The organism is Flavobacterium hibisci (genome assembly GCF_020026925.1).
Taxonomy (GTDB): domain Bacteria; phylum Bacteroidota; class Bacteroidia; order Flavobacteriales; family Flavobacteriaceae; genus Flavobacterium; species Flavobacterium hibisci.
This window is the reverse complement of the sequence record NZ_JAIQDW010000003.1, coordinates 120,237-143,949: the sequence shown is the minus strand read 5'-3', so window position 1 is coordinate 143,949 and position 23,713 is coordinate 120,237. Positions and strand designations below refer to the sequence as shown.

At 35.5% G+C, this 23,713-nt stretch carries 16 protein-coding genes; 6 read left to right on the top strand and 10 right to left on the bottom strand.

Annotated features, from left to right (window positions below; genetic code table 11):
- Positions 1-111 precede the first annotated feature (111 nt).
- The 5 genes from K8B81_RS04630 to K8B81_RS04610 all read left to right on the top strand — a co-directional run bounded on the left by K8B81_RS04630 (position 112) and on the right by K8B81_RS04610 (position 9,892).
- On the top strand, positions 112-3,198 hold the full coding sequence (locus K8B81_RS04630; protein WP_223679300.1) for a SusC/RagA family TonB-linked outer membrane protein: 3,087 nt from the start codon (positions 112-114) through the stop codon (positions 3,196-3,198).
- A 23-nt stretch (positions 3,199-3,221) separates the two neighbouring features.
- Positions 3,222-4,781 carry a RagB/SusD family nutrient uptake outer membrane protein gene (locus K8B81_RS04625; RefSeq protein WP_223679298.1) on the top strand — a complete coding sequence of 520 codons (1,560 nt, stop codon included), beginning with the start codon at positions 3,222-3,224 and terminating at the stop codon, positions 4,779-4,781.
- Between the two features lie 275 nt (positions 4,782-5,056).
- A complete protein-coding gene (locus tag K8B81_RS04620) occupies positions 5,057-6,517 on the top strand; it encodes a glycoside hydrolase family 30 protein (RefSeq protein WP_223679296.1) in 1,461 nt (486 codons plus the stop codon).
- Between the two features lie 199 nt (positions 6,518-6,716).
- Entirely contained in the window at positions 6,717-7,556 is an 840-nt protein-coding gene (locus K8B81_RS04615) for an endonuclease/exonuclease/phosphatase family protein (RefSeq protein ID WP_223679294.1), read from the top strand.
- A 107-nt stretch (positions 7,557-7,663) separates the two neighbouring features.
- On the top strand, positions 7,664-9,892 hold the full coding sequence (locus tag K8B81_RS04610) for a glycoside hydrolase family 3 N-terminal domain-containing protein (RefSeq protein WP_223679293.1): 2,229 nt from the start codon (positions 7,664-7,666) through the stop codon (positions 9,890-9,892).
- Between the two features lie 181 nt (positions 9,893-10,073).
- On the opposite strand, the gene K8B81_RS04605 is transcribed toward K8B81_RS04610, so the two are convergent.
- The 10 genes from K8B81_RS04605 to K8B81_RS04560 form a co-directional block, all read right to left on the bottom strand.
- Positions 10,074-11,462 (bottom strand): T6SS phospholipase effector Tle1-like catalytic domain-containing protein, encoded by a 1,389-nt coding sequence (locus tag K8B81_RS04605; RefSeq protein WP_223679291.1) that lies wholly within the window; start codon positions 11,460-11,462, stop codon positions 10,074-10,076.
- A gap of 2 nt (positions 11,463-11,464) precedes the next feature.
- On the bottom strand, positions 11,465-12,514 hold the full coding sequence (locus K8B81_RS04600) for a DUF2931 family protein (RefSeq protein ID WP_223679289.1): 1,050 nt from the start codon (positions 12,512-12,514) through the stop codon (positions 11,465-11,467).
- Between the two features lie 67 nt (positions 12,515-12,581).
- Complete coding sequence (locus K8B81_RS04595; RefSeq protein ID WP_223679287.1) at positions 12,582-12,755, bottom strand: hypothetical protein; 174 nt, start codon at positions 12,753-12,755, stop codon at positions 12,582-12,584.
- Between the two features lie 10 nt (positions 12,756-12,765).
- The gene (locus tag K8B81_RS04590; protein ID WP_223679285.1) at positions 12,766-14,205 is read right to left on the bottom strand and encodes a type VI secretion system Vgr family protein; all 1,440 of its coding nucleotides are present in this window, start codon (positions 14,203-14,205) and stop codon (positions 12,766-12,768) included.
- Positions 14,202-14,570: a hypothetical protein gene (locus tag K8B81_RS04585; RefSeq protein ID WP_223679274.1), complete on the bottom strand. Its 369-nt coding sequence runs from the start codon at positions 14,568-14,570 to the stop codon at positions 14,202-14,204. Before K8B81_RS04585 ends, K8B81_RS04590 begins: the two co-directional genes overlap by 4 nt.
- Positions 14,571-14,814: 244 nt before the next feature.
- Positions 14,815-17,358, bottom strand: coding sequence for a sodium-translocating pyrophosphatase (locus K8B81_RS04580; RefSeq protein ID WP_223679272.1), 2,544 nt, complete (start codon positions 17,356-17,358; stop codon positions 14,815-14,817).
- Positions 17,359-17,466: 108 nt separating this feature from the next.
- A complete protein-coding gene (locus tag K8B81_RS04575) occupies positions 17,467-17,997 on the bottom strand; it encodes an inorganic diphosphatase (protein ID WP_025571590.1) in 531 nt (176 codons plus the stop codon).
- A 133-nt stretch (positions 17,998-18,130) separates the two neighbouring features.
- Positions 18,131-18,730: a DNA-3-methyladenine glycosylase family protein gene (locus tag K8B81_RS04570; RefSeq protein ID WP_025571589.1), complete on the bottom strand. Its 600-nt coding sequence runs from the start codon at positions 18,728-18,730 to the stop codon at positions 18,131-18,133.
- 184 nt (positions 18,731-18,914) lie between these two features.
- On the bottom strand, positions 18,915-21,416 hold the full coding sequence (locus K8B81_RS04565; RefSeq protein WP_223679270.1) for a DUF5686 and carboxypeptidase-like regulatory domain-containing protein: 2,502 nt from the start codon (positions 21,414-21,416) through the stop codon (positions 18,915-18,917).
- Between the two features lie 69 nt (positions 21,417-21,485).
- Positions 21,486-22,463: a pyruvate dehydrogenase complex E1 component subunit beta gene (locus K8B81_RS04560; protein WP_025571585.1), complete on the bottom strand. Its 978-nt coding sequence runs from the start codon at positions 22,461-22,463 to the stop codon at positions 21,486-21,488.
- 480 nt (positions 22,464-22,943) lie between these two features.
- Between K8B81_RS04560 and K8B81_RS04555 the strand changes: the two genes are divergently transcribed.
- Positions 22,944-23,690 (top strand): electron transfer flavoprotein subunit beta/FixA family protein, encoded by a 747-nt coding sequence (locus K8B81_RS04555; protein ID WP_025571583.1) that lies wholly within the window; start codon positions 22,944-22,946, stop codon positions 23,688-23,690.
- Positions 23,691-23,713 lie beyond the last annotated feature (23 nt).

The following is a 23,713-nucleotide window of genomic DNA, read 5'->3' as shown; positions in this document are numbered from 1 at the left end:
TAATTTTATAGTTTGATGTGTTTTTGTAATGATATTTAATTATAAAAATTTGGAATTTTAACTTTATCATTGCATCAAATAACTAATTAATTAACCAAAATTTTTAGAAAAATGAAATTAACAAAATTACTTCTTTTTTGTTTTTCGTCTTTATTGTTTTCAGTTATCGCAGTCGCTCAGGATATTACGGTAAATGGAAAAATTAACGATGAAAGTGGATTGCCCGTCCCGGGAGCAACAATTTTAATTAAAGGTACTAACAAAGCAACTGCATCTGATTTTGATGGAAAGTTTCAGATTAATGCTCCTTCTAATGGAACATTGACAATATCTTTTGTGGGATATAATACAATAGAAGAGGTTGTAAATGGAAGAACTAAAATTGAAATCAGATTAAAGCCTGAATCACAAAACTTAAATGAAGTTGTAGTGGTAGGATACGGAACGCAAAAGAAAAGTGGTATTACAGGTGCAATATCTTCAATAAAAGCAGAGCAAATTGCCACTTTATCAGTTGGTTTGTCAACACAGGTATTGCAAGGGCAAGCTGCCGGTGTAACTGTTATGGCACAATCTGGCGCTCCGGGAGCTGGGGCTAAAGTTCGTATCCGTGGAGCAGGATCAAATGGTAACTCAGACCCTATTTATGTGGTTGACGGGATGCGAACCGGTAACATCGATTTCCTTGACTCTAATGATATCGAAAAAATAGAAATATTAAAAGATGCTGCATCTGCTGCTATTTATGGAGCTGACGGAGGTAATGGAGTTGTAATGATTACAACTAAAAAAGGTAAAGCAGGATCAATGAAAGTTACTTATAGCAATCAATTTGGTTTTCAGTCTTTGAGAACAAAATTAGAAATGATGAATGCTGATCAGTACGTTAAATGGATTGATGAAACAAAACCTCCGGGTAACAGACCAAATGTAGCAGACTGGGAAGGCAAAAAAGGAACAGACTGGCTTGATGAAGCAGCTGAAGATGCAGCACCAATGCAGCACCACACACTTCAGCTTGCAGGAGGAAATGAAGTTTCGACTTTTTTAATTTCAGGCAACTTTTTTACTCAGGATGGGATTTTTGGAGGAGATAAAACCAATTTTAAACGTACAACCGTTAGAGCTAACTCCAACCACAAAGTAAGCAAATATTTAGAAGTTGGAGAAAATTTCTCTCTTTCGGTAAACAAACGTAAAGCTTTTACTGAGGATGACAGTTTCAACGGTATCATGAATCACGCCATGTTAATGGATCCTTTGACACCAGTATTTTATCCTAACGGAACAGCGTTGCCACAGCACGTTCAGGATGCATTGGCGTCAGGTAAAGTACTGATCAAGAATGAAAACGGAGAATATTATGGTATCTCGGAATATATTGATGGAGAAATAGCAAATCCAATTGGACAAATTGCAATTGACCATGGCTTAAGCCAGGAAACCAAAATTATTGGTAATGTATATGCCAATATCAAACCTTTTGAAGGATTTGTTTTTACAACACGTTACGGAATTGAGCAGGCATTCAACAATTATGATGACTGGTCTCAAAAAGCATGGTGGAATTCTACTAAAGAAAACACTACGAATTCTAAAACTTATAATCAGGGAATTTTCAAAACATGGTTATTTGAAAACTTCGCAACTTACACCAAAACAATCGGTAAGCATGAATTCTCTGCTATGATAGGTATGTCTGCTCAGGACACTGAATACCGCTATTTGAATACACGTGCATCTGGTATGATTAAGGAAGGGGATCAATGGGCACCTGTTGGTGAAACTCCTGTAACGGGAACGATATCCGGTAATATAACACCATCATCCATGAATTCTTATTTTGGACGTCTTACGTATTCATTCGATAATAAATATTTATTTCAGGCTTCTTTAAGAAATGATAACTCTTCACTTTTTGCACCTGACAAACGTGCCGGATATTTCCCTGCAGTATCTGCCGGCTGGATCATCTCTAATGAATCATTTTGGGGAACTGAAACTGTAAATCATTTAAAATTAAGAGCATCATGGGGTCAAAATGGTTCTACATCTAATATTGCTGCAGGCCAATGGCAGGCATTCATTACCAAAGATGGTTTAAAATATCCGGATGCATTAGGCAATTATCATACTGTAGGTGAACTTAAAGCATTACCTAACGAAGACATTACCTGGGAAACTACGGAACAAACCGATTTAGGGTTTGATCTACGAGCCTTTAATAATCGATTATCATTTGGTTTTGACTATTATAAAAAAGTCACAAAAGATTTATTAACTCCTTCATCCCCACCTTTATCAACTGGTTATGCCGCTCCTTATGCTAATGCAGGTGATGTAACCAACAAAGGATTTGAAATTGAAGCAGGATGGAGAGAATCCGGACGTAAATTCAACTACGGAATCAACTTAAACCTGACTACAATTAAAAACGAAGTTACGTATTTAAACCCATTGCTTACAAGAGTTGATGGGGCAAACCTGCCAGTATTAGGAACTGTAACTTCTTTCGAATTAGGAAAACCGGTTTGGTTTTTCAGAGGATATAAAACAGATGGTATTTTCCAGAATCAAGCCCAAATTGACGCTTATAAAACAGCTTTAGGAAATGTTTCTACATGGAACCCAACTCCTGGTGCGCCTATAGTTGTTGATACGAATGGTGACGGTGATATTACAGATCAGGATAAAACATACATTGGCGACCCTCACCATGATGTAATAGTTTCAACCACTATAGATTTTGAATACAAAGGATTTGATCTTAAAATTTTTGCTCAAGGTGCTTTTGGAGGAGAAAACTTCTTAGCACTGGCGAGAGTTGACAACCCGGCTTCTAATCGCCCTTCATTCTTTTATACAGAAAGATGGACAGGAGAAGGAAGTACGAACAGCTTTCCAAAAGCATCTTATAGCGATCCAATCATTTATACAAGTGATTTAATGGTTCAGGATGCCTCCTATGTAAAAATCAAACAAATCCAATTCGGATATAATTTTAAATCAGAATTATTAAGCCAGATAAAAGTGAGCAACCTGAGACTTTACGTTTCATTGGATGATTACTTCACATTTACAAAATACAAAGGTATTGACCCTGAAGTAGGAAGTTTTTCAAATAACTCACAAGGTATTGACAGAGGTTTGTATCCAAATGCAAGCCGTATCATGACAGGATTATCAGTATCATTTTAATTCAAAGACATAAATAAACAACGATGAAAAAATTAATATATAAAATATCATTATTTGCAGGATTAGCAACTGTGCTGATTTCCTGTGCAGACGATTTCTTAGATAAGCCGGTGTATGGGGTTTTGGCTGCTGATGATTATTTCAAAACCGAAGAAGAACTTCAGGAAGGCGTATTTGCATGTTATGATGTGCTGCAATGGGCATATACTACAGACTGGAATTCTATGTATGTTGTAAAATCATTTCCGGCAGACGAAACACACGCAGGTGGAGGTTCAGATGGTGACCAGCCATCATACCAACAACTGGATGACTTTTCATATACAGCTGAAAACAAACCAATTGAACATTCTTTTAAAACCATGTATTTTGGCATTATGAGAGCTAATGCTGTTATTAATATAGCCGTAGGAGATACACCTGCCAAAGTTCAGATGATAGCCGAAGCCAAAGCCTTAAGAGCCTTTTTTTATTTTGAATTGGTTTCAATGTGGGGAGGAGTTCCATTACGATTAGCTCTTCCGGGTGCATCTGAGTTTGCGCTTGAAAAATCGACTCCTGAACAAATCTATGCCCAAATACACAAAGATTTAGATGAAGCTATTCCAAACCTGCCTAAAAAAAGTGAATATTCACCCGAAATGCGTTTTAGAATGTCAAAAGGGACAGCGCAGGCGATAAAAGGTAAAGCTTATTTATATCAAAAAAAATATCCTGAATCAGCTGCTGCATTTGAGGATGTAATAACTTCAACTGAGTACGACCTTGCCCCTGATTATTCCAAATTATTTTTAAAAGAATCTGAATACGGCTTAGAATCTTTATTTGAAGTTGGTTATAATATTACCGGGTATGATTGGGGTAATTTTCAATGGGGAGGAAACCGTTCAATGGAAAACAATATCAACTGGCAGTTAATGGGACCTAGAGGAGATTACTATACTACAGGAACTTCAGGACTCCTGCCAGGTTGGGGCTTTAACTATCCAACAGCCAAAATGGCTCAGGCATTTGATGCAGAAGGTGATGTCATTAGAAAAAATGCTTGCATATTATCAGTTGCCGATCTTAGAACAAAATATGGCGGAGACTGGATAGTAGATAAAAATCTTGATTGGACAGAAGCACCGCCGGTTTGGGGAATGGAAGGTTATTTCAGACTTAAATATGGTTCCTTAAAGTCTGAAACAGTTGCAAGTCCGGGTGTTGCTGAACTAAACTATGGAACAAATATTAGATTAATCAGGTATGCAGATGTTCTTTTAATGGCAGCAGAAGCGAATCTTTTAGCAGGAAATGTTTCAACTGCACAAGGCTATTTTACTAAAGTTCGTGACAGGGTAGATTTACCGGTTAAAACTGTAACTCTCGACGCAATTAAAACTGAAAGAAGATTAGAATTAGCATTTGAAGGATTCAGATTTTTGGATTTAATTCGTTGGGGTGATGCTGCAGCAGTACTTAAAAACCAAGGATTTAAGAAGAATGGTAATTTTGCTGAAAAACATAACTTATATCCAATTCCTTCTGCAGAAATTCTTAACAATAGCAAAATGACGCCAAATCCAGGTTGGGGTAACTAAGCGGCTAATAAGAAAGTTCATTGCTGAAAAAGCACTGATTACTTCTATTAGGTTAAAAATTCTAAAACAAAAAGGCAATTAATACTATTCGGGAGAATAAAATATTGCAATAAAAATGTATTCATTGAATCGTGAATCATTTGAAGTTAAGTAAGTTAAGTTTGGTTGTTAGAATAGCCCATATTCTTGAGTGATTATGGGCTATTTTAAAATCATTTTAAAGAATTCAAAAAAAGGACATTATGCCTGATTCTTATATTATTAAAACATATGCAATGAAAAAAATTGGCTTTGTTATTACTTGTTTATGTTTATCTTTTTCTGTTTATCCACAACAGAAAAAACCAAAGCAGACAAAAGAATTTACTACAAATAATAAAACCATCACAGTGTACACCACTGCTGATAATACAAAATTAAGGTTAACCCCTACAGATAATTTAAAATTCACACCTTCTAAACAACCTGTAGAAACTGAAATTTCAGTTTTTGTAGAACCTTCCAAAAGGTTTCAGACCTTTATAGGAATCGGAGGAGCTATTACAGATGCAAGTGCCGAAATATTTGCGAAACTTTCAAAAGAAAAACAAACTGAATTCCTAAACGCTTATTATGACACTCAAAAAGGAATAGGCTATTCATTACTAAGAACAACGATACAAAGCTCTGATTTTAGCAGTGGAAGCTATTCTTATATCAAAGAAGGCGATACCGAATTAAAAACTTTTTCTATTGACCACGATAAAGAATTTAGAATTCCATTAATCAAACAAGCCATAAAAGCTGCCGGAGGAAAAATTCCCGTCTATGCAACACCTTGGTCACCTAACGCTTTCATGAAAAGTAATAAAAGTGTACTTAAAGGCGGAAAATTATTGCCGGAATTTTACCAGCCCTGGGCTAATATGTATGCCAAATTTATAAAAGAATACGAAAAAGAAGGTATTCCAATCTGGGCGACTTCTGTACAAAATGAGCCTATGGCAACCCAAACCTGGGAATCCTGCCTGTACACTGCTGAAGATGAGAGGGATTTCCTGAAAAATTTTCTTGGACCAACATTAAAAAAAGAAGGCTTAGGAAATGTCAAAATTATTGCATGGGACCATAACCGCGATTTAATGGTACAAAGAGCAAATGTGATTTTTTCAGATCCCGAAGCTTCAAAATATGTTTGGGGAATGGGCTTTCACTGGTACGAAACCTGGACCGGTGCACAGCCGATGTTTGAAAATGTAGCAAGGGTTCATGAAGCCTATCCGGATAAAAAATTAATATTTACCGAGGGTTGTATCGAAAGATTTGATGCTTCAAAATATCAGTTCTGGCCAAATGCAGAAAGATATGGAACTTCTATGATTAATGATTTCAATAACGGAACCGTGGCCTGGACCGACTGGAATATTCTATTAGATCAGTTTGGCGGACCAAATCACGTTGGTAATTTTTGCTTCGCCCCTATTCATGCTGATACCACAACTGGTGAATTAATTTATACACCGTCTTATTATTATATTGGTCATTTTTCTAAATTCATTCGCCCAAATGCTGTTAGGGTAAGCACATCGGTAAGCAGAAGTCATTTGTCCAGCACCTCATTCTTAAATAAAGATGGAAACATGGCCACTATCATAATGAATCATACCGATAATGAAATCACGTATAATTTAATTGTGGCAACTGAAAAAACAGTAGTAAAAATACCTGCACATGCAATACAGACTTTAGTTTATTGATTATTTATTTAGTCCTTATGTCATTAGCCATATAAAAAATACAATGAAACAACAACCCAATTCTAAAATCAGACTGCTTAAGATTCAAATAGTAAAATAGAATTTACAAGCTTTAAGCTTATGATTAACGTTTTTTTAAAAGATGGATTTTTTTCAGCAGAGCTTAAAATGGTAGCTTTGGAGAATAAAAATTTTTAATATGAAAAAGATACACATTGTTATTCTGTTATTAATGCTTCTTTTTGCAAGCTCTTCATTCTATGCTCAGAATTTAAAAATGATGAGTTATAATATCCGTTTGGACGTTGCTTCAGACGGAGAAAATGCATGGCCAAACCGAAAAGATTATTTTACTTCTCAAATCCGGTTTTACAGTCCCGACATTTTAGGAGTTCAGGAAGCTACCCCTGGTCAGGTTGTTGATATTGCTTCCGCATTGCCGGAATATAGTAAGTTTGGAATAGGGAGAGAAGAGAATGAAACGGGTGAAGCCTGTACTATTTATTATAAAAAAGAGCGCTTTAAAGTAGAACAAATAAATACATTTTGGCTTTCAGAAACACCAAATGTTGTCTCAAAAGGCTGGGATGCCGCATGCAACAGGATATGCACCTATGCACTTTTCAAAGATTTAAAAACAAAGAAATCATTTTGGGTTTTTAATACACATCTGGATCATGTGGGCAATGAAGCCAGAGTGAAAGGAGTGCAGCTGATTCTTTCTAAAATGAAAGAGATAAATGCTAAAAATTATCCGGCATTTTTGATGGGTGATTTTAATTCAGAACCCAATACAAATCAGATTGCAGAAGTAAAAAAAGAAATGGATGATACCCAAGACGTTTCAAAAGAAAAACCTTTTGGCCCTTCGGGAACATTTAATGGTTTTAAGCATAATGAGCCTGTTACATTACTAATAGATTACATATTTGTTTCTAAAAATAGCAGATTAAAAATTCAGAAACATGCCGTTTTAAGTGATTCAAAAGATTTAAAATATCCTTCGGACCATTTGCCTGTTTATATTGAAGTGAATTAAAAAACTGCTATTTCCTTCATCAGAATAAAATTTACAACAAACAATTAATCTCAAAACTTAAAAAAAATTATATACAAGACAGTACAAAGAATAAAACAATGTATTTCATGAAAAAAATAACAACAATGACCCTGTTGATGATTTCCATTTTTGCGATGGCCCAGCAACAGACAATAGATCAAAAGGTAAATGATTTATTGAAAAAAATGACACTGGAAGAAAAAATAGGTCAGCTTAATCAGTACACAGGAGATAATCAGGCAACCGGGCCAATTACAATTAATCCAAACAAGCAAAACGAAATTAAGCAAGGTTTAATTGGTTCGATGCTAAATATTATCGGGACAAAATATACCAGACAATATCAGGAGCTGGCAATGCAATCCCGTCTTAAAATTCCGTTGTTATTTGCTCAGGACGTTATTCACGGATACAAAACCACGTTTCCAATTCCGCTGGCAGAAGCGGCAAGCTGGGATTTAGCAGCTATTGAATTAGCAGCAAGGGTTGCGGCAACAGAAGCTGCGTCAAGCGGTATTCACTGGACATTTGCCCCAATGGTAGATATTGGGCGTGACCCGCGTTGGGGAAGAGTAATGGAAGGTGCCGGAGAAGATACTTACTTGGGTTCTAAAATTGCGTATGCGAGAGTAAAAGGATTTCAGGGGAATAAATTAGGAGATTTAAACTCGGTTATGGCTTGTGTTAAACATTTTGCAGTATATGGAGCCGCTACTGGCGGAAGAGATTATAACTCTGTTGACATGAGTGAAAGAATGCTGTGGGAAACTTACCTCCCTCCTTTTAAAGCGGCTTTAGATGCCGGAGCGGCAACATTTATGAATTCATTTAATGACCTAAACGGCATTCCGGCAACAGGAAATGTACATTTGCAAAGAGATATCTTAAAAGGAAAATGGAACTTTCAGGGCTTTGTAGTTTCTGACTGGGGATCCATTGGCGAAATGGTGGCTCACGGTTATTCTAAAGATCTTAAAGCTGCTGCCTATTCAGCCATTACCGCAGGAAGCGATATGGATATGGAAAGTAATGCCTATCGTTATAATTTAGCCGAATTGGTTAAGGAAGGAAAAGTTTCTGTTGATGTAATCGATGATGCCGTAAAACGCATTTTGCGCAAGAAATTTGAATTAGGATTATTTGATGATCCTTACCGATACTCTGACGGCAAAAGAGAGACAAAAGAACTGAACAATCCTGAAAACAGAAAAGCAGCACTGGATGTAGCTAAAAAAAGTATTGTTTTGCTAAAAAATGAAAACGAAACTTTACCCCTTTCTAAAAACTTAAAAACGATTGCCTTCATTGGCCCAATAGTCAAGGAATATAAAGCCAATATGGGATTCTGGGCAGTAGAATTACCCGAAGTAAATTATAATAAATGGGTGGTTTCGCAATGGGATGGTATGCAAAATAAAGTAGGTAAGAATACGAAATTACTGTATGCGAAAGGCTGCGAAGTTACCGGAGACAATAAAGATGGTTTTGCCGAAGCAATTGTAACTGCAAAACAAGCTGATGTGGTAATTTTAAGTATTGGTGAAAAACACGATATGAGCGGAGAAGCAAAAAGCAGAAGTGATCTGCATTTACCAGGAGTTCAGGAAGATTTGGTAAAAGCAATGATTGCGACCGGAAAACCTGTGGTAATTTTAGTAAATGCAGGAAGACCTCTTGTTTTTAATTATACTGCTGATAATGCACCGGCTATTCTATATACCTGGTGGTTAGGAACCGAAGCAGGAAATGCAATTGCTGATGTTTTATTTGGAGATTATAATCCGTCTGGAAAACTGCCAATGACTTTCCCAAGAGAAGTGGGACAAATTCCAATTTACTATAATCATTTCAGTACAGGAAGACCTGCTCCTGATGAAGATGCGAAAGGATATGTTTCCTCGTATATCGATTTAAAAAACTCGCCTAAATTTCCTTTTGGTTACGGGTTGAGCTATACAAAATTTGATTATTCAGGTTTGAAATTATCTTCAGTAAAAATAAAAAGCAATGAAAACATAAAAGTATCATTTCAATTATCAAATGTCGGAAAAGTGGCTGGAGAAGAAGTGGTTCAGTTATATATTAAAGACAAATTTGGTTCAGTTGTCAGACCCATTTTAGAATTAAGAGATTTCCAGAAAGTAAAATTAAAGGCCGGAGAATCTAAAACTATTGAGTTTACAATTGACAAAGAAAAGCTTTCTTTCTACAATGATAAATTAGAATGGAATGCTGAACCAGGAGATTTCGAAGTTATGATTGGAGCTTCATCAGCAAATATTAAACTAAAATCTGGTTTTGAGTTATTAGAGTAAATGCCTCCAATTCGAGGCATTTTTTCTTTTAAAATACTGTTTTCTTCCTATTAACTATATGTTCTATTTTTCTTTCCAGTAATCAACATCTGGCTTACTTAATGGCTCTTTGCCTTTTTCCCATTTTTGGAATACAAAACCAAAAGACAAAATGTTATAATTTTGGACAAAGAACACTATCCTAAAACGTTTTTCGTTTCCTGTCTTTCGTAGGCTCCATACCAAGAGAACCATTATCTGCCGACCAGTGTAAATATTGATTACGGAGTTTTCTTAAATCTTTTTGCTCATTTATTTCCTGCTGATAAGCCTCATATCGCTTATCTCCGGCTTTTACCCCTTCGTACTTTTCATGAATTTTGCCATACCATTTAAATTTGTAAGGTTTTGCATCACCAAAAACATAAGCATGCAAACGTTTTTTTACCCGAACCAGCAATGGGTTATTTGAAATACTATAATTGTCAATTACTAATTTTATTTTATCAAAAGAGACATTTTGTAATATTGCAGCTTCTGCCATTAAATGAAGTGGAATATAACTATATGTGTTTTTTAAATTTCGTGTCCCTTTTAGCTCATATTGAGGGCCAAAAAAAGACATTTCCAGTTGATCTTCTAAATACCAAGAATTATTTACGAGCTTCTCTGAAAGCTTTTTTAAATTTTCTTTAAAATTTTTCTCAATAATTTCAACTACTTCTTCACCATCGTTATAACTTCCTCCAATATCTGAATGTACACCAGGAAATTCTTTTTCTTTTCCAACCCTGGTTTTAGTTAGTGAAAAATTGTTTCTATGCTCATCTGTAGCAACAAAATGCAGTACTGTTTTAGCCTTAGCTAAATTATGTAACTCAATTTCAGTAGTATCATTATCAAAATCAGGTGTTGGGCTAAATGATGCAGAATAAGATGATACTGTATCAAAAAGACCCAAAAAACGTACTTTTACCAAACCAACCTTAATATTATTTTTTGCTAAATAATACCCTAAATACCCACCTTTGTTTTTAAATTTTACAGATAAGGGATAAGGTTTCTTACTTATTTCATCCAGAAAAACCCTGGCCGCCGCTGCACCACGACTAAAACCAAAAACATCTAAATAGAGTATTGGGATTTCTTTGTCCTTCGAGCCTAATTCCACTAACTTTTTGACCAATCCTTTACAACCTTCTTCTACCTTACCGAGAATTCCGGTACCTGCAAAAATAAAACCAGTACCAAAACCAGCTCCTAATACAGAGTCAGCTTTTTCAGTCTCAGTACCAATTCCGTCTACATAAACTACCTTATTTTTATCATAAGCATCGCTAAGTCTTGCCACATTAGACCAGGCATTGTAGTAACTACTGCTCTTCTTATCTTTTCCATATTTTCTATACGCCTCTGCAGAGATCTTTTCTTTTTCTGTTAGTTTTTCGCCTCTTGCCCTTTTATCATAGTATTCTTTTGCTTTGGTATTGTTCTTATTGTTATTAGTTCCGTCAAAAAAAACACCAATAGTTAAATCCTTCTTTTTCCCCTCTTTTTTAGGTGGATTATAATCTCCAAATATGATACTCATAATTAGTCGTATTTACCTGAATCCTGACAAAATTGATTCAAATTATATTTTTTTTCTTCTTGCTTTATGTAAAAATCAGTAACCCAGCTATCATCTTCAGTTTGCGTAGGGTCAATTTTTATGACCATTTCAGCAGATTTGTTTTTGTCAATATGCTCTTTAAATAATTTTCTGATTTCATTTTTATAAAAATCTACAGGCATTTGATCATCAACTCTTTCATCTTGAAGGTATATATTCCAGAACTCTATGTCTTTAGTAAAAGCGATTCTCGATACAAACTTTTGCTGTTTTTTACCATTTCCAACAGTCCAGAAAATTTCAATCATAAACGGGATTGCTCTTTGCTTTTGCTCTATCGGTCTATCATAAGGGTCTTCTTTTTCTCCGTTGCACATTTTCATATATACCGAAATTATTTTGCATCCTTCAGGCAGAATAACCTTGGGTTTCCAAAGGTATTTTTCCCGGTAACTTTCATATACTTCAGCAGGAGGATAACCATATTTATTGAGTTGTTCCTCTACATATTTAGAAATAACGAAATCATTTTTTAATCTATCTTTTGAATAATCTTTCCTAAACATATATTTTTCGTCCTCGGTAATCACTCTTGGATCTATCGTAGTTTCGTGCGCCTGAAAACGGGCTACTTCTACCTGTATACCTGCCCCAGCTATCCATACCACAACCATTCCTTTTGGAGCCAACCCAATATTTATATAGGTATAAGGTTCCGTTACGACTTCATCTCCTGTTTTTGAATAGATTCCTTCCTCAAAAAGCTGTTTTATTTTCTCTATAGGAAGCTCGCTATCAATAGTATAAAACTTATTATCTACATAAGATAGCCATGTTAAATCTATCCTTTCTGGCAATTCAGCTTTTATATCAGTATCACCTGTAGCACCACCCCAGCCACTATTACTAAATCCTCCCATATGGCTAAAAAAGTAGCCACCTACAGCTCCTGTATATACTTCGACTGGGTATTCTCTTGGTGCAGAAATAGCTGCAGACCATTCGTATTTTTTCTCTATAAATGAATTCATTATTATTACTAATATAGTTATCACTATTATTATGATGAAACAGAACAAGATGTTATATTTTTTCATGCTATTTTTTCTCACCATTTATCATTATTTTTTTACCACTTACTAAATTTAAATCTCCATTTGTGGCTTCCAGATTCAATTTATTAGCTTTTTTTTCAATTCTGCCACCTACGTTTAACAGATAAGTATCTGTTACTTCTATTTTAATACTTTTTGCCTGTTTTGTAATTGCCATACATTTTTAATTAAAAAAGATTTGATTTTTCTACACTATTAAATAAAATTTGTTTTCCGCTTTGTATCGACATATCCTTCTCGTGGCTTTGAAGACTAATTTCGGCAGCAATCTCGTTTGAAACATCAGAAGTTCTGCTAAAATCTTTTTCGACAATTTCACTCCTGTTATCTGATTGTTCAACAATATTCCCATTTGCATTAATAATTACATCATTCCCTGCACTTTGTAAAATATCTTTACCTGCATCAACATCAACATCCTCTCCTGCACTAACAGAAACATTTTTACCTGCTGTAATACTGATATTCTCCCCTGCATCAAAGGTCAGATTTTTTGGCGCACTTACATTAGTATTCCCTTTCCCATCCATAAAATATTTATTCCCGCTAGGATCTTCAATCAAAATACTTCCATCACCATCGTTCAAAATAAATTTGATTCCCGAACGTGTGTGGATCGCTTTTACATTATTCTGACCATCTGCATAACCGCTGGATTGGCTTCCGTTATACTGTGTTCCCAAAACATACGGATTCTGTGCATTGTCGCCTTCAAAACCTACTAAAACTTCTTCACCGATTTCAGGAATAAAGTAAAATCCTTTTCCGGAACCTGAATGTGGCTGTATCATTCGTAGCCACTCACTTGAATTGTTTCCGCCTGCCCAGTTGAACTGTACTTTTACACGTCCTAATCCTTCCGGATCGTTATTGTCTTTTACTTTCGCTGGCTGTGTTTCGGCTTTGGCAAATACATGTACGTCTGTATAATGTGGGGCTGCAACGTCTGCCGGAATAGCCTTGAAATTACAGGAATAGTTTCCGTGGACCTGAGAAATGTGTGTTACTTCTGTCACAATCAGTTCGTGTTCTACAGTCTGGTTTATGATGCTGAAAACCTGTCCAAGTCCTAAAGGAAAATAAGATATTCCGCTGTAATAAACACTATTGGCGTCGCTGCCTGCGGTCTGGAGTCTGACCATTTCCTGTATTTCTTCGCTGCTTTGGGCATTGGTGGTGTAAGCTCCATTGTTCAGGTCGCTTTGGGCAACGGTTCCCTGGTTATGTCCTACAACGGAAGAAAAACTGTCTTTGCTTCCCGAAGATGTTCTGGCTGCCGAATTACGAATATTGGATGCCCCATTGTAATCATACCCTCCCAATGAAATTTTATGGGAAGCCATGTTGGTCTGGATTTTAAATCCATGCAGCGAAGACCCGTTGATGAGTTTTATTTTGCTGGTTTTGGTCTGTCCGAATTGCATTCGCATTCCGTCAAAATAGAACCATTGGCCGTGTCGTCTGGCCAATCGTTTCAAGAAATCAAAATTGGTTTCATTGTACTGGGCCAGGTATTTGAATTCCTGAAGGTAAGTCGATTTTATAGCATCCCTTTCATAGAATTCTCCCGGACCTTCTGCTAAAATATCCAGCACGATATCATTCATGCCCTTTGCTGGTAGGTCCTTGACTTTTTCATATCGTCCAGAACAATAGTGTGGCTGATCCCTTTAACATGCAACCCTTCGGGGCTGCCGTGAAGATCTACAGAGGAGAGTTCTGTTATGATTCCTTTGCTCATCAACCTGATTCCGGTAAGACTTTTAAAGGTAAAGATAACTTCATCCCCAAGATACGTTCGCAATGCCTTTGCCTGATCTGCCGGGTTTATGATCGCCTTGCCTGTGTATTGCCATACAAAAGAAAAATGATGGTGATCGGCCATCTTTTGTGACAATTCTAAATTATGATAAACGACGTTTTGGGTAAAGCTCCCTATGCTGATATGTACCTGTTCTGAAAAATGTCCCATAAGTTATTGTTGATATATTAAGTAAGAATTTTTTCTCAAAAATAGACTTTAAAATTAATTATCCAAATATATTTCGCTATAACTTATACGTATTTTATTACATATGAAAAACTACATAAATCAACCCAATTTAAAATACAAAAAAACGCTGTAAAACAAAATCTTACAGCGTTGATGATTCTATGAATCCAAACTTCATATTTAACATACTCAATAAATTTCTACATCATTCATATTTTAAAGTTTATTTCGCCGCTTCAACTTTAGCTTTCACCTCAGCTTCAGTTCCTTCAAAAACTTCAGTAGTTGTTTTGCCATTTTCGGTTTTTGTTACAGTTCCAACCGTAATACCATTTACAGTAGACAAATTAACCTCAACTCTTTTTTTCTCGTATTTACTGGTATCAAAACAATCTGTTTTTTGGTATTTCCCTTTTGCATCAAAATGAGCCAGGCACTTTGCAGTTTCTTCTGCAGAACAGCCTTTTTCTTTGCACATTTTAATACATTCTTCTTTGGTCATTCCTGACATATCTCCGCATTTAGAAACTCCGCCTGCATGCATCTCCATTTTACAACAGGAAGCTTTTCCTGCCATATCTGATGGCGCATGTCCGTCACCTAAAATTGGCGCAATCACCAATCCAATCAAACAAGTGAGTTTAATTAAAATGTTCATTGAAGGTCCTGAAGTATCTTTGAATGGATCACCAACTGTATCTCCGGTTACCGCTGCTTTATGAGCATCAGAACCTTTATACGTCATTTCTCCATTGATCATTACTCCTGCTTCAAAAGATTTTTTAGCATTGTCCCAGGCACCTCCGGCATTGTTTTGAAAAACAGCCCAAAGCACTCCTGAAACCGTAACTCCGGCCATATATCCTCCCAGCATTTCAGCAATTAACTGATTGTTATCTGCATAAACTAATTTTCCTAAAAGTACAATTGCAATCGGGAAACCAATAGTCAATATTCCAGGCAGCATCATTTCGCGCAAAGCGGCTTTCGTAGAAATCTCCACACATTTTCCGTATTCAGGTTTACCAGTTCCTTCCATAATCCCCGGAATTTCTTTGAACTGACGACGAACCTCGTACACCATATCCATTGCTGCTTTTCCGACAGAATTCATTGCTAATGCAGAGAAAACTACCGGAATCATTCCACCGACAAATAACATCGCTAAAACTGGTGCTTTAAAAATATTAATTCCGTCAATTCCGGTAAAAGTTACATAAGCTGCAAATAAGGCTAATGAAGTTAAGGCTGCCGAAGCAATTGCAAAACCTTTTCCTGTTGCTGCAGTTGTGTTTCCTACTGAATCTAAAATATCGGTTCTGGTACGCACTTCTTTTGGCAATTCACTCATTTCGGCAATTCCACCAGCATTATCAGAAATTGGTCCGAAAGCGTCAATCGCCAATTGCATAGCGGTTGTTGCCATCATTGCCGAAGCAGCCAGCGCCACTCCGTAGAATCCTGCCAAAGCATAAGAAATCCAAATTGCTACAGCAAACAAAATAACAGTTGGAAAAGTAGAAATCATTCCGGTTGCCAAACCAGCGATTACATTTGTTCCAGCTCCTGTTGAAGATTTCTGAACAATTGCCAAAACTGGTTTTGTTCCTAATCCTGTGTAATATTCTGTTACTGATGAAATGGCGCCTCCAACCACTAATCCGACTAATGTGGAGTAAAAAACACGCATGGAAGAAATTTGTTGTGCTCCTTCTCCAAAGAATTCCATTGTCATTACTTCGGGCAACATATGTTTTACCAAAAAGAAACAGGCTATTGCTGTTAAAATAATCGAAATCCAGTTTCCTATATTTAATGCTTTCTGTACTTGTGCTTCTTTTGCATTATCATCTGATATTTTTACCACTGTAGTTCCAATAATGGAGAATAAAATTCCAAAACCGGCAATTGCCATTGGAAGCAAAATTGGACCAATTCCGCCAAAAGCGTCATTAATACTTCCGCCCATATCTTTTATAACATAATTTCCAAGAACCATGGCAGCTAAGACTGTTGCTACATACGACCCGAACAAATCGGCTCCCATACCAGCCACGTCTCCTACATTGTCTCCAACGTTATCTGCAATTGTTGCCGGATTACGAGGATCATCTTCCGGAATTCCTGCTTCTACTTTACCTACTAAATCAGCACCAACATCGGCAGCTTTGGTATAAATTCCACCTCCGACACGTGCAAACAAAGCGATTGATTCTGCACCAAGTGAAAATCCTGCCAAAGTTTCTAAAACAACAGTCATTGTTTCAGTATCTTTCCAAACACCGTCTGAAAATAAATTAAAGAAAATTATAAAGAAAGCCGTCAAACCTAAAACAGCCAAACCGGCAACTCCCAACCCCATTACAGTTCCGCCTCCAAAAGAAACTTTCAAAGCCTGAGGCAAACTGGTTCTGGCTGCCTGAGTGGTTCTAACGTTTGTTTTGGTTGCTATTTTCATACCTATATTACCTGCATAAGCTGAAAATAATGCCCCGAAAATAAATGCAACTACGATTAATAAATGTGTTTTTACACCCGGGATAAAAGTAATTCCTGCCAAAGCTAAACTGGCAATAATTACAAAAATGGTCAATAGTTTATACTCGGCTTTTAAGAAGGCTAAGGCTCCTTCGTAGATGTAATCTGAGATTTCTTTCATCTTACCATCGCCGGCATCTTGTTTTAAAACCCAACTCCTTTTTATTCCCATGAAAAGTAATCCTAGAACTGCCATTACAATAGGCAGGTAAATCATAAATGCATTCATATTTATTGGTTTTTGGTTAATAGTCAACAAACTAACTAAACGAATTTAAACAAAAAAGCAATACTCTTAACGGAGTATTGCTTTTTTTACAAAATATGATGCCTAAAATTATTTAATACTAAATAATCCTTCTGGTTTGTTTTCAATCTGATTAAAACGGTCTGTACATTCTTTAATAATTGCGAATGCCTCTTTTACATCTCCCCATCCTTCTACATCAACTTTTTTGTTTTCAAGATCTTTATAAACCTGGAAGAAATGCTCGATTTCTTTCAATAAGTGTCCGTTGATATCTGAAAGATCATTTAATGAATTCCAGATTGGATCTGAAACTGGTACACAAATAATTTTTTCATCTGGTCCTTTATCATCTGCCATGTGGAAAACCCCAATTGGCTTCACTTCTATCACACATCCTGGGAAAGTTGGTTCGTTAATCAAAACCAATACATCAAGAGGGTCACCGTCCAGGGCTAAAGTTTCTGGAATAAATCCGTAATCTGCCGGGTACATCATTGAAGAGAATAACATTCTGTCAAAACGCATTCTTTTGATTTCAAAATCGTACTCATATTTATTTCTGCTTCCTCTTGGTATTTCGATTAAAACATCGAAAGTTGTTAGTTTGTCTGCGGTCATTTTCTTTTTTTATTATATCTATAATTTGGATGCAAAAGTAACCCAAAGAATCCTTTTTTACAATGAAAAAAATGCATTAATCTATATACTTTATTCATTATTTAATATACTTTCCTTATTATATAACAGATAGTTAATATGTAATCTTACGATTTCGTTTATTTAAGTAATAATGCCAAAGCAGATAGGTTGCATAAGATCGATACGGACTCCACTCTTGAGTATAGATTTCCATTTCGCCTTTGTCATGAATATTAAATAATTCTTTGATTGTATTGACTATTGCAATATCGCCTAAAGGAATTAAATCCGGCTCCTGCAGACAGAACATTAAATAGATATCGATTGTCCAGTTTCCGATACCTTTTAACTTAATGAGTTCTTCGCGGACTTGTTTTGCTGATTTTGAAGCCAAGTTTTCAATGTCTAATTCTTTATTTAAAACTGCTTCCGCTAAAATCTTAATGTATTTTGTCTTTTGACGGCTGATCCCGAGATTTCTGAACTCTTCATCCGGCAAAACTGCCATGGTTTCGGGATTACAAATTGTATAATTCTTGATTTTTAAAAATGTGGCTTTCGCCGAATCTATAGAAACCTGCTGTTCAAGTATTAACAACACTAAAGTTTCGAAGCCTTGTGGTCGTTTTGGGATTGATGGTAATCCGTACTTTTCGATTATTTCCCGAAATATTGGATTTTTAGTTACTAAAAAGTCAATAGCTTCTTGCATAACGTAATTTTTTTTTAGCCCCGATAGCAGATGAAATCCTTTTATTTTTTTCTTTAAAAAATAAAAGATTGAAACGGATAGCGGGATTAGCTTCTAAAAATAAATAAAATAATGACTCTATAAAAAAGCCAAATTGCTAAGTGTAAATTCCTAGCAATTTGGCGTATGTAAAATTTAAATTATTTTAGAAATAGAAACCAAAGGATCCTTTTACGGCAAATTTAGCAGCATCGGGCATATTCAAATAATTTCCTCTCCATGAAAAATCAATTCTGAAAACTTTAAAGATATTTCCAATTCCGGCATTATATTCCCAATACACTTTTTCAGGTGCATTATACGGAAGACCGGAAGCGTTTATGGCTCTGTTTTCATCAGAAATTGTTCCGTGGACGGCTCTCACTCCTATAAATTCTCTCCAGTTCAGTTTTCTCATGAATGGGATTCTGGCAAATATTCTTCCTCCAAAATCATGATTCCATTGTAATGTTGTGTATTGATCTGTAACAAATTCGTAGAAATTCAGGTTGCTAAAAGTATTTTCAATCGTAAAATACGTCTGGTTACCCGGAATTACACTCATTAATCCTAACGGAATTGTACCAAAAGTTTTTCCTGTTTCAAGTGTGATATTTGTTCTTCCTAGCGGTCCTATAATAATTGGCTGTCTGTAAAACAACTGTACTTTTTCATAAGCAAAATCACTATTCATAACTCCTTTTAGACCATAACTAAAGTTAACGAAGAAATGGCTAAATGGGCTGTCAACAAGATCTCTTTCAACTCCATAACCAATTGTTTTACGATTTGGCATAAACTCAAACTGAATGTTAGCCTCAGATTGCGTAACCTTACTTTCAACCACACCAGCCGGATTTGAAACAGATGGCAAAGTTTTATAATAGTCTAAACTAAAGGTCTGCGATGCCGATTCTAATGTTCGATATGAAAAACCTGCAGAAACTATAAAATTTTTCTTAGCTTCCATTTCAATAGAAACGTTACTCAGATTAATATTGGTCAATTTTCCGTTGCTTCCAGTTGTAAACAACGCCGAAGAAGCAAAACTGCGTCCTAAAACATCATTTGTTGTGGTTAAACTAGCTCCGATTTGTTCGATATCACGTCTGTTTCCTCCAGAAATAATTAATCTGTTTTTCTTATCCAGCATCCATTTCCCTGAAACCCCATATTTGAATTTATTATCATCAAAACCATAAGCGGTATAAGCTTGTATACGCCATGGATCATTAGGTCCAAAATAAGTTCTTCCTCCTACCCTGAGCCTCAAACCCTCGACTTCATTATAACCAAAAGTCGAAAAAATAGGACCATAATCGAAATTCTTGAATTCGACATAACCACTCCCTAAAATGGAAACCAGACTATACAGCTGTTTAAATCTCTTGACAGTCTGTAAAGTGTCCAGCATTTTATAAATACCCTGTTCGTCTTTATTTAGTTTTTCAAAACGATTTTCTTCCCAAAATTCATCTGGTCGTTCATAAACAGCATTATCTATAAAATTAACTTCTTCTTTATAAAATTTCTCCGGTTTCTGAATATTGAATTTATGATTTCTATATAAAGTTGTTCGTTTTCCATAAACTCCTTTTGATTTTTCCTTTTTGTTTAAAGCAAAATCAGACATCATATAATCGCGGGTTAAAAGGAAAACGGAATCGTTTTCTACTTCAAATTCCTGCTCAATATAAATATCTTTTACCCAGTTAATATTGGCACTTTTAGTAACTCCCATATTAATTTTTTTGATGGCAAAAGTGGAATCGTTGACCCAGAAATCTCCTTTAAAAGTTAATTCATTTTTACGCCTTGGATAGAAAACAATATTATAACACCATTTTTTGTCAATAAAAGCACTGTCTTTCAAAACATAGTTATACACATCAATTCCGGTTTTTGAAAGCGGACTTGTAAAACTTTTATCAAAAAACTTAAGGTGATTGTCGTAAATATTATAGTCCGAATAGAGGTCTTTTACGAAAGATAAAATTTGTTGGTTCCCATTGAAACCTGACATTTTATTTCCGGATAAATTTTCTTTTACTTTTTTTAATTTATTATCTCCGTAAACATCATAAACGGATTCGTTGATAAAAATTGGCAGATAGGTTTTTCCGGTAACATCAGAAGTATCCACATGTTCAAAGACAAACTCCATTCCTTTGAAAAGCTTGTTTTTCATAAAAGCACTGTCAATCGTATTCATATCGAATTCAACTTTTTCGTACTTCTGCATTTGATACTGATTGAATTGATAAAGACCGTTTTTTCGTTTTCTTTCCCAGATCTTTCTCAAAATATCCAATGCCGGATTATTCTTTTTTGAAGTTTTACCTGTAAAAATAACCACTTCATTAAGTGCTTCAGGTTCGCTTAAGACAATTTTAAAATTATAATTTACTGCTTTTTCCAAAGGAACTTCCTTATCTGAAAATCCTGCTGAAGTGATTAACAAAGCGGTATACGTATTTGGGGATTCTAAATAAAAACGTCCGTCTTCATTAGAAACTATTCCCGTATTTGAACCCTTAAAAACCACATTTGCAAACGGAACAGGCTGATTGGATTTGTCCAAAACAATTCCACTCACTTTAGTTTGCGCAAAAACATGGTTTGCTAAAGCAAATACAAAAAACAGGCTGAGTAAAATTATTCTTTTCATATTCCGGCAAAAAAAAACTTCATCAATTAACCAATGAATGATGAAGTTTTTATGAGTATGTATGTATTATTATTTGTACATTACTTTTTTTACTGCTTTCACTACATCACCTGCATTAGGCAACCAGTCTTTCAGTAAAACAGGTGAATAAGGTGCAGGAGCATCAGCAGTTGTAATACGCTGAATTGGCGCATCAAGGAAATCGAAAGCCTGCTCTTGTACAATATAAGTGATTTCAGATGAGATACTTGCGAATGGCCATGCTTCTTCTAAAATTACCAAACGGTTTGTTTTTTTAACTGATTTTAAGATCGCTTCATTATCCATTGGACGAACAGTTCTTAAATCGATAACTTCACAAGAGATTCCTTCTTTCGCTAATTCATCAGCAGCGATAAAAGCTTCTTTGATGATTTTTCCGAAAGAAACGATTGTTACATCAGTACCTTCACGCTTTACATCAGCAACTCCAATTGGAATTACATATTCTCCGTCCGGCACTTCTCCTTTATCACCATACATTTGCTCAGATTCCATAAAAATTACAGGATCATTGTCACGAATGGCTGATTTTAAAAGTCCTTTTGCATCGTAAGGAGTTGAAGGAACGATAACTTTAAGACCCGGAGTGTTTGCAAACCAGTTTTCTAAAGCTTGTGAGTGAGTCGCTCCTAATTGACCTGCAGAAGCAGTTGGTCCACGGAAAACGATAGGCACATTAAACTGTCCACCTGTCATCTGACGCATTTTAGCAGCGTTATTTATAATCTGATCAATACCAACTAAACAGAAGTTGAAAGTCATATATTCTACAATTGGTCGGTTACCGTTCATTGCAGATCCTACTGCAATTCCTGTAAATCCAAGCTCAGCAATTGGAGTATCGATTACTCTCTTTTCACCAAACTCAGCAAGCATTCCTTTTGAAGCTTTGTATGCTCCGTTGTATTCTGCAACCTCTTCGCCCATTAAATATATGGATTCATCGCGACGCATTTCTTCGCTCATCGCTTCGCAAATGGCCTCTCTAAATTGTATTGTTCTCATAGTTGTATGTTATATTCTTTTTTCTGATGAGCAAAAATAAATATTTTAAATAACTTAAAAGCATAAATTGAATTTAAAATAACAGTAACTTCTCTTTCTTCTTTCACTTTTAACTTTTTAAAATTTATTGTGATATTTACAAAATAGATATAGCGCCACTTTTATTGATTAAAAAATATTTCATAAAATCCCATTTTATCTGATTTATCCTAAAACATTCAAAAATCTTTTTTATGTTATTTCGAGAAAGAACATTAATTAGCTATCATTAAGCATTCTATATACCTTAAAAAAATAAAGTTCTCTAAAAACCAATACTATCAATAAAGTTTTGATTTTATTTTTTCACGAAAGTATCCCAAAAACCAGCAATTTCCGAAATCGTAATAGTTTTAAAAAATATTATGCATGCATAGTATAATTATTCCAAATTAAATTCTAAATTTGTAAAAGCATATTATAAATTCAAAATATATACTTATGAAAATATTGGTTTGCATCAGCCATGTGCCTGATACTACTTCAAAAATTAACTTCTCCAATGGTGATTCAGAATTTGATACCAATGGTGTACAATATGTAATTAATCCTAACGATGAATTTGGTTTAACCCGTGCTATCTGGTTTCAGGAACAACAAGGAGCAAATGTAACGGTTGTAAATGTTGGTGGTCCGGATACAGAGCCGACTTTACGTAAAGCTTTGGCAATTGGCGCAAACGAGGCAATTCGTGTAAATGCAAACCCAACAGACGGTTTTTTTGTTGCTAAACAATTGGCTGAAGTAATTAAAAATGGCGGTTACGACTTAGTAATTGCAGGAAAAGAATCTTTGGATTACAACGGCGGAATGGTTCCTGGTATGATTGCCGGAATTTTAGGTTATAACTTTTTAAATTCCTGTACAGCTATTACTGTTGAAGGAAACAATGTAAAAGCTGTTCGCGAAATTGACGGAGGAAAAGAAACGGTAAGTACTACTCTTCCTTTAATTATTGGAGGTCAAAAAGGTCTTGTCGAGGAAAAAGATTTACGTATTCCAAACATGAGAGGAATCATGACAGCAAGAACAAAAGCGCTTACCATTCTTGAACCAGTTGATGCAGCTGTTAATACAAAAGCTGTAAAATTTGAAAAACCAGCTCCTAAATCTGCTGTAAAATTAGTGCCTGCAGATAATTTAGATGAGTTAATCAATTTATTACACAACGAAGCGAAAGTAATCTAGTATTGAGTGTTCAGTTTGAAACC

Bases quoted from the DNA above. Each gene is read 5' to 3' on its own strand.
- K8B81_RS04625 (WP_223679298.1), top strand. From the start codon at position 3,222: ATGAAAAAATTAATATATAAAATATCATTATTTGCAGGATTAGCAACT.
- K8B81_RS04555 (WP_025571583.1), top strand. From the start codon at position 22,944: ATGAAAATATTGGTTTGCATCAGCCATGTGCCTGATACTACTTCAAAA.
- K8B81_RS04615 (WP_223679294.1), top strand. From the start codon at position 6,717: ATGAAAAAGATACACATTGTTATTCTGTTATTAATGCTTCTTTTTGCA.
- K8B81_RS04575 (WP_025571590.1), bottom strand. From the start codon at position 17,997: ATGACCGCAGACAAACTAACAACTTTCGATGTTTTAATCGAAATACCA.
- K8B81_RS04565 (WP_223679270.1), bottom strand. From the start codon at position 21,416: ATGAAAAGAATAATTTTACTCAGCCTGTTTTTTGTATTTGCTTTAGCA.
- K8B81_RS04590 (WP_223679285.1), bottom strand. From the start codon at position 14,205: ATGAATGATATCGTGCTGGATATTTTAGCAGAAGGTCCGGGAGAATTC.
- K8B81_RS04595 (WP_223679287.1), bottom strand. From the start codon at position 12,755: ATGGCAATTACAAAACAGGCAAAAAGTATTAAAATAGAAGTAACAGAT.
- K8B81_RS04570 (WP_025571589.1), bottom strand. From the start codon at position 18,730: ATGCAAGAAGCTATTGACTTTTTAGTAACTAAAAATCCAATATTTCGG.
- K8B81_RS04630 (WP_223679300.1), top strand. From the start codon at position 112: ATGAAATTAACAAAATTACTTCTTTTTTGTTTTTCGTCTTTATTGTTT.
- K8B81_RS04610 (WP_223679293.1), top strand. From the start codon at position 7,664: ATGAAAAAAATAACAACAATGACCCTGTTGATGATTTCCATTTTTGCG.
- K8B81_RS04600 (WP_223679289.1), bottom strand. From the start codon at position 12,514: ATGAATTCATTTATAGAGAAAAAATACGAATGGTCTGCAGCTATTTCT.
- K8B81_RS04620 (WP_223679296.1), top strand. From the start codon at position 5,057: ATGAAAAAAATTGGCTTTGTTATTACTTGTTTATGTTTATCTTTTTCT.
- K8B81_RS04585 (WP_223679274.1), bottom strand. From the start codon at position 14,570: ATGGGACATTTTTCAGAACAGGTACATATCAGCATAGGGAGCTTTACC.
- K8B81_RS04580 (WP_223679272.1), bottom strand. From the start codon at position 17,358: ATGAATGCATTTATGATTTACCTGCCTATTGTAATGGCAGTTCTAGGA.
- K8B81_RS04560 (WP_025571585.1), bottom strand. From the start codon at position 22,463: ATGAGAACAATACAATTTAGAGAGGCCATTTGCGAAGCGATGAGCGAA.
- K8B81_RS04605 (WP_223679291.1), bottom strand. From the start codon at position 11,462: ATGAGTATCATATTTGGAGATTATAATCCACCTAAAAAAGAGGGGAAA.